Here is a 6,912-nt window from a genome sequence, read left to right on the forward strand (position 1 = left end):
GCGGCTGCGGCCAGATTGCCGCCCACCAGCGCGCGCCGCAGCGAGCCGCCGCCGTCCACCACCAGCACACGGCCCAGGCCCGGTGAATCGACGGCAGCCTTGACGAGGGTGTTGTCCTCAAAACACTTGACGGTGGAAACCGGCCCTGAAAAGGAAGCGCACGCGCCATAGCTCTGGAAAACCGGCGGCAGCACACGAAACGCCCCGCTGTCGTCGCCCTTGTGCGCGTCGCAAAAATCACAGGTGCTGAATGCCAGGGAAGAAGAAGCTGTCATGGGCCAAAAACCTTTCACACATGGGTGGGTCGAAGAAACGAAGGCACGCTGCCCCATCAAGATGGCGGTGCATTGTCGCGCAGGCAGCGGGCCCCATGGGCGGCAGCCCGGTAGCCGGGAAGCGAGCGGTCCGGACCACGCAACGGCCGCACCCAAGGCCATTGAACGTGGTGCAGACGAAGAAGCCGCGCCCTGCACGGGAAAACCCGCAAGCTGCAGCGCTTTGCGCGCCCTTCCAGGCCCCCAGGTCCGCAAGAAGTGCGACACCGCAACAAATCGAGGCAAAAAAACGCCTGGCCCGCTTGGAAACACGTTTTTTTCCCAGTAGCATCACCCTGCCAGTGGGAAAGCCCCGTTTTCGCTGGTGAAAATTTACTTCCAACAAGGAAAAACCCAACATGGCAACTGCAAAAAAAGCTCCGGCAAAGACCGCCCCCGCAGCCAAGGCGCCCGCCACCAAGGCCGCCGCGCCCGCCAAGAAGCGCACCCCCAACGCGGCCTTCATGAAGGCGCTCACGCCCAGCCCCGCGCTGGCCGCCGTGGTGGGCTCTGCACCGCTGCCACGCACGGAGATCATCAGCAAGCTGTGGGTCTACATCAAGGCCCACAACCTGCAGGACGCCACCAACAAGCGCAACATCAATGCCGACGCCAAGCTCAAGGAGCTGTTTGGCAAGCCCCAGGTTTCGATGTTCGAGCTGGCAGGTCTGATCGGCAAGCACGTCAAGTAAGACGCAGCGCCTCATCCCCCGAAAAGCCGGCTCAGCCGGCTTTTTTTTCGCCTGAATGCGTTGGCTCGTGTGGCACATCAACATCAACGCAAATGAGAATGACCCGTATTTGATGTAACATAAGGATGCACGCCGACGCACAGCCACGTTGAACTAGCCACTGCCTCTCGCCTGCTCTTGGCGCATTCGCGCGCCACCTGCACACCCCCAATGACGGAGGCCCTCTTGGCAACATCTCGCGCCCAACGCCGCAGCACCGTGCTGCATTCACCCACTTCCCCTGTCTCGCCCGCGCCCGCGGCCGAAAGCATGACCGCCACGCACGCGGAAATTGCCCTGCTGCCGCTCGGCGCGCTGATGCTCGCCGCCTCGATGGGCGCGATGGCCCAGACCGGCACGGCAGAAACCACCCTGTCCACCGTCACCGTCAAGGAAACGGCGGAAGTCCAGGGCAAGGACACCCTGCTCATCAAGAAGACCACGGTGGGCAAGGGCAAGCAGGACATCAAGGACATTCCCCAGTCCGTGACGGTGTTCACCGAAAAGCTGATGACCGACCGCAACCAGGACGACTTCCGCGAAGTGCTGCGCACCACGGCGGGCGTGACCTTCCTGGCCGGCGAAACCGGCGAGGAAGATGTGCGCCTGCGCGGCTTCTCGCTGGGCCAGGCGGGCGACATCTACGTCGACGGCATGAAGGATGCTCCGCTAATTGAGCGCGATACCTTCAACCAGGACCGCATCGAAGTGCTCAAGGGATCGGCCTCGATGCTGTTCGGCAAGGGCTCGACGGGCGGCGTGGTGAACCAGGTGAACAAGGCGCCCCTGTTGATCGACCAGCACGAAGCGGCGTACACCTTCGGCACCGGCCAATACCACCGCGCCACGGGCGACTTCAACTTCGTGACCGGCGAGAACGCCGCCTTCCGCCTGAACGCCATGGTGCAGGAGGCCGACAACTACGGCGCCAAGCAGGACAAGCGCGGCATCGCGCCCACATTCACCTGGGGAATCGGCACGCGCGACGAATTTTCCATCGGCCTGTACTACCTCGAATCCAAGGGCCGCCCGATCTACAACCATCCCTGGCGCCTCTCGGCCGATGGGAAGATCAACACGCCCCTGCCGGCCCGCAACTTCTACGGACTGGAAAGCGACTACAACAACACGTCGTCGCAATACGCCACGCTGGGGCACATCCACCGCTTCGACGATGGTGGCGAGCTGAACACCCGCCTGCGCTACGGCACCTACAAGCGCGACATGCTGGCCAGCACCATCGGTTTCCAGAACAGCGCCATCACGCTGGGCCAGATCAACGACAGCACCGTGCTCACGCGCGGCTCCAAAGGCCGCATCGGTGAAAGCGACGTGCTGCAGGTGCAAAGCGACTACAGCAACACCTTCCATTGGGGCGGCAAAAAGCATGCGGTGCTGACCGGCGTGGATTACTACGACGACGATGCCCAGCGCAACCAGAACTACGCCAACCCCACCCCGCGCCCCACGACCACCGTGGGCACGCCCAACGACGGAGTGGGCGTGGCCGACGGCCGCGCACCCGTGCAGTGGAACACCTTCAAGGCCCGCAACCTGGGGCTGTATTTCCAGGACACCGTTTCGCTCAGCGACACGCTGAAACTGGTGGGCGGCCTGCGCTATGACAACTTCAAGGCCACTTACCAAAACCCCAACGGCAGCGTGAGCGGCGACCGCTCGGACAGCCTGTTCAGCCCGCGCGTCGGCCTGATCTTCCAGCCCGATGAGTGGTCCTCGTATTACGTGTCGTATGGCACCTCGTACAACACTTCGGGCGACACCTACCAGTTCGGCGTCAACGTGAACAACGGCACCACGCGGGCCGCCAACACCCCCGCCGAAAAGAGCCGCAACATCGAGATCGGCAGCAAGTTCGAATTGTTCGAACGCCGCGCCCTGCTCGGGGTGGCTGCGTTCTACAGCGAGAAATACAACGAGCGCAACACCGACCCCGACACCGCCGCTGCGCAAGAGCTGTTGTCGGGCAAGCGCCACGCCACCGGCATGGAGTTCAACCTGGCGGGCCGGCTGACGCCCAAGTGGGAAGTCTTCTGGAACCACACCTGGATTCCCGACGCCAAGATCGACCGCAGCAACCAGGCCCTCAGCGCCACCGGCACGGGCGCCCAGGTGCAGGGTGACCGCCCGGGACTCACGCCCAAGCACAGTGGCAGCATCTGGAGTACCTATGCCGTCACGTCCAGCATCCGCGTGGGCGCAGGCCTGACCTACCGCGGCAAGCAGAATCCCGAGGGCCAGCGCACCTACTACGCCAGCGGTTTCAGCACCATCGATGCCATGGTCGAATACTCGTTCGACGAGAAGACCACGCTCAAGCTGAACGTGGCCAACCTGACGGACCGCGTGTACGCGGATTCGCTGTACCGTGGCTTCTACACGCCCGGAGCACCGCGCTCGGTCCAGGTGACGCTCAAGACCCGGTTCTGACCCTTCCCCCAGCCCACGGCACTGCACCATGTTCCTTCACATCAAAGACGTTCTGCCCCCCGAGGAACTCGCCTTCTTCCGGCAGGCCCTGGGCGCCGACGCCCCATGGGTGGACGGTGCACGCAGTGCCGGCGGGCAGGCCATCCACCAGAAGAACAACCTGCAACTGGCGCAGGGCAGCGAGCTGTCGGCCCAGCTGCAGGCGCGGGTGAAGGCGGCGCTGCACCGCAACGCCCTGTTTTTCTCGGCGGCTCTGCCGCGCCGCATCTACAACCCGCTGTTCAACAACTACGGCGACGGCACCAACTTCTACGGCAACCACGTCGACAGCGCCGTCATGCACTCGCATGCAGACAACTGCTGGGTGCGCAGCGACCTGTCGTGCACGCTGTTCCTGACCCCGCCCGAAGACTATGAGGGCGGCGAACTGGTGGCCACCGAGGCATTCGGCGAGAAGCGCATCAAGCTGCCCGCCGGCGACATGATCCTCTACCCCAGCAGCACCGTGCACCAGGTGTCACCGGTCACGCGCGGGCACCGCATCAGCTGCTTTTTCTGGGTAGAAAGCATGGTGCGCGGGCTGGAGCAACGCCAGCTGCTGTTTGACATGGACATGTCACTGCTCAAGCTGCGCCAGGCCCACGGCGAAAAAGAACCCTCGGTCATCGCGCTCTCGGGGACGTACCACAATCTGCTGCGCATGTGGGCCGATGTGTGAGCCGGTGCGCCGAGCGCTGATGGCCCCATCCGCCGGATGGCAGCGCCGCTTTCTGCACGCTCATTATTCAATAGCAACTCACGCTTGCTGAATAAGCGCCTGGAGCCATTTTTTCTGATATGACCCACCCACCCGCACGGCAGCAGGTTCCCTCAGGCATCGTCACCCTGGCCGACCACGAACAACACGCGCGCCAGCAGCTGGACGACAACGCCTGGGCCTACTTCAGCGGTGGCGCCGCCGACGAGATCACCCTGCGCGCCAACCGCAGCGCCTGGGACGCGCTGGCCTTGTGGCCGCGCGTGCTACGCCCACTGGCGGGTGGCCACACGCGGGTCACGCTGTTGGGGCACACCCTGGCGCACCCCATCCTGCTGGCGCCCATCGCTGCGCAGCGCCTGGCCCACCCCGATGGCGAGCTGGCCATGGCCTATGCGGCGGCGGCGCTGGGCGCGGGCGTGGTGCTCAGCACGCAGGCCAGCGCGTCGCTGGAAAGCATCGCCGAAGCGGTGCGCCCGGACCCCGGCCGGGGCCCGCTGTGGTTTCAGCTGTACCTGCAGCACGACCGCGGCTTCACGCAGGCGCTGGTCGCACGCGCCGAAGCTGCCGGCTACGAAGCCCTGGTGCTGACGGTGGATGCCCCGACCAGCGGTGCCCGAGACCGCGAGCGCCGAGCCGGCTTTCGGCTGCCGCCTGGCGTGGGCCACGTGAACCTGGCCGGCCTGCAACCGCTGCCTGCGCCGCCGCTCAGCCCAGGCCAGAGCGCCCTGTTCGACCGCCTGCTGCACCATGCCCCCACCTGGGACGACGTGGCCTGGCTGCAATCGATCACACGTCTGCCGATCGTGCTGAAGGGGGTGCTGCACCCCGCCGATGCACGCCAGGCGATTTCACTGGGTGCGGCGGGTCTGATCGTATCCAACCACGGTGGCCGCACCCTCGACACGGCCCCCGCCACGGCCCACGCGCTGCCCCGCGTGGTGCAGGCCGTGCAAGGCGCGGTGCCGGTGCTTGTGGACGGCGGCATACGAAGGGGCACCGACGTGCTCAAGGCCATCGCGCTCGGCGCTTCAGCCGTGCTGGTGGGGCGGCCAGCCGTCTGGGGGCTGGCCAATGCCGGCGCCGCCGGCGTGGCCCACGTGCTGCGACTCTTGCGCGACGAGCTCGAAATTGCCATGGCGCTCACGGGTTGCGCCACCATGGCCGAGGCCTCGCCCGACCTGGTCGCAACAACCCCCTGATCCCGGACTTGTACCGGGGGTGGCCCGATCGCGCCCTTGCAGGCCTGGCGCTGCCGCGCCCGAAGACAGTTTTCCTCGGCCCCCGCCATACGGCGGCTGCAGCCAGGTTCGTTGCGCGCTTCACGCTGGGGATGGGTTTGTCGCTCCGCGTCGCCCCCCCCGATCGCGCCGGACGACCAGGCGCACTGTCGGCAGCCCTTCGTTCACTGGCAACGCTGCGTAGACAGTGCGAAGCGCCAACGTGGCGCAGAAGACGCGACCTCGGCAAACGGCAAACGGTGAAGTAATTTCATGCCCACAGGAGGAGCTTGGTTTGCGCCCGGATCGCGCGCAAGCACAGGCTCAAGAGCCGGGCGATAAGGAGGTGAAGGCGACATCGGCGCACGGGAGACTGCCCAGCCCCCACGCATCAGGCCCACCGCCCCATCCACCCATTCGTTCACTTACCCGCACGGGCATTCGGATGCCAGGATGCTCTTCGCGAGGTTCCAAGCATTCTCCCTGTTCGACCTCCGCATCCCCCTTGCGCAACCTGTCGCCCAGCCACTCCCCCCGCACTGGGGCTGCACACCACCCTCGTCTTTCCCGATTGCGCGTGCTTGGTGTTGGCGGCTCTGGCAGAACGCATAGGTACTGCCGATGTCCGGCCGCTGCCCTTGCATGGCCGCAATGACGTTGGCACCCTACAGGTCCCGTCGGCGCCAGTCCGATCTCCCTCATGCCGTCAAAGGATTATTGCAAATACGACAGATTCTCATTTATACTCACCACATCAACAACAGCCAGCCAACCAGCCTGCCGCCATGATCGTCTGTGTTTGCCGCCGAATTTCCGACCGCGAGATTGCCCGCCATGCGCGCGCAGGAATGAGTTTCGACGAGATCCAGTTCGAGCTGGGCGTAGCCACCCAGTGCGGATGCTGCGAAAGCTGCGCCCGCGATGTGGTGGCCCAATGCAGTGCCACCACCCCGGTGGCCGCCGTGCACAACGACTGCGCGGCGCAACCGGTCCAGCTTGCCAACTCCATTCGGGAAAGCAAGGCATGGAACTCCTCTCTACACTCGCAGGCAGTCTGATCCTCGTGGCCGGTTCGGCTTGGTGGATCTTTCGCAAGTGATCTGAACATTTCTGGCCTGCAGCGCTTGTGAGGCAAGCGCAGGCAGCTATCATTTTTATATGTCCCAAGCCGACCGTTTTGCTCCCGCCGGGGGCCTGAGCCGCAATGCCTTGATCGTGGGTTCGGTGGTGGTACTGCACGTGGCCGGACTGTGGGCGCTGCAGTCAGGGCTGCTGCGCCGCGCGGTCGAAGTCGTGGTTCCGGCAGAACTGCTGAGCGAAATCATCACGCCCCCCGCTCCCAAGGTGGCACCGCCTGTGGCCCCTCCGGCCCCCACACCGCCACCGCCCCGCGCCGCTCCCAAGGTGCAGGCACCGCGCCCAACGCCCCGCCCGCTGGCCAT

5 protein-coding genes and 2 pseudogenes are annotated in these 6,912 nt (G+C 65.2%); 6 read left to right on the forward strand and 1 reads right to left on the reverse strand.

Features of this window, described 5'->3' with window-relative positions:
• Positions 1 to 275: pseudogene (locus tag ACDELDRAFT_RS17150) on the reverse strand (ribonuclease E activity regulator RraA); the annotation flags it as partial.
• A 398-nt stretch (positions 276 to 673) separates the two neighbouring features.
• On the opposite strand from ACDELDRAFT_RS17150, the gene ACDELDRAFT_RS17155 reads away from it, so the two are divergent.
• The 6 genes and pseudogenes from ACDELDRAFT_RS17155 to ACDELDRAFT_RS17180 form a co-directional block, all read left to right on the forward strand.
• Complete coding sequence (locus ACDELDRAFT_RS17155; protein ID WP_005799197.1) at positions 674 to 1,006, forward strand: SWIB/MDM2 domain-containing protein; 333 nt, start codon at positions 674 to 676, stop codon at positions 1,004 to 1,006.
• A 210-nt stretch (positions 1,007 to 1,216) separates the two neighbouring features.
• Positions 1,217 to 3,493, forward strand: a complete 2,277-nt coding sequence (locus ACDELDRAFT_RS17160) for a TonB-dependent receptor (RefSeq protein ID WP_005799199.1) — start codon at positions 1,217 to 1,219, stop codon at positions 3,491 to 3,493.
• A 28-nt stretch (positions 3,494 to 3,521) separates the two neighbouring features.
• The gene (locus tag ACDELDRAFT_RS17165) at positions 3,522 to 4,211 is read left to right on the forward strand and encodes a Fe2+-dependent dioxygenase (RefSeq protein ID WP_005799201.1); all 690 of its coding nucleotides are present in this window, start codon (positions 3,522 to 3,524) and stop codon (positions 4,209 to 4,211) included.
• A gap of 119 nt (positions 4,212 to 4,330) precedes the next feature.
• Positions 4,331 to 5,452, forward strand: coding sequence for an alpha-hydroxy acid oxidase (locus ACDELDRAFT_RS17170; protein ID WP_005799203.1), 1,122 nt, complete (start codon positions 4,331 to 4,333; stop codon positions 5,450 to 5,452).
• A gap of 803 nt (positions 5,453 to 6,255) precedes the next feature.
• Positions 6,256 to 6,528 (forward strand): (2Fe-2S)-binding protein, encoded by a 273-nt coding sequence (locus ACDELDRAFT_RS17175; protein ID WP_040329701.1) that lies wholly within the window; start codon positions 6,256 to 6,258, stop codon positions 6,526 to 6,528.
• 100 nt (positions 6,529 to 6,628) lie between these two features.
• Positions 6,629 to 6,912, forward strand: a pseudogene (locus ACDELDRAFT_RS17180) (energy transducer TonB); the annotation flags it as partial.

This window comes from Acidovorax delafieldii 2AN, from assembly GCF_000175235.1.
Lineage (GTDB): Bacteria > Pseudomonadota > Gammaproteobacteria > Burkholderiales > Burkholderiaceae_C > Acidovorax > Acidovorax delafieldii_B.

Coding starts and splice junctions, on each gene's coding strand:
- ACDELDRAFT_RS17175 (WP_040329701.1), top strand. CDS start 6,256: ATGATCGTCTGTGTTTGCCGCCGAATTTCCGACCGCGAGATTGCCCGC.
- ACDELDRAFT_RS17160 (WP_005799199.1), top strand. CDS start 1,217: ATGACGGAGGCCCTCTTGGCAACATCTCGCGCCCAACGCCGCAGCACC.
- ACDELDRAFT_RS17165 (WP_005799201.1), top strand. CDS start 3,522: ATGTTCCTTCACATCAAAGACGTTCTGCCCCCCGAGGAACTCGCCTTC.
- ACDELDRAFT_RS17170 (WP_005799203.1), top strand. CDS start 4,331: ATGACCCACCCACCCGCACGGCAGCAGGTTCCCTCAGGCATCGTCACC.
- ACDELDRAFT_RS17155 (WP_005799197.1), top strand. CDS start 674: ATGGCAACTGCAAAAAAAGCTCCGGCAAAGACCGCCCCCGCAGCCAAG.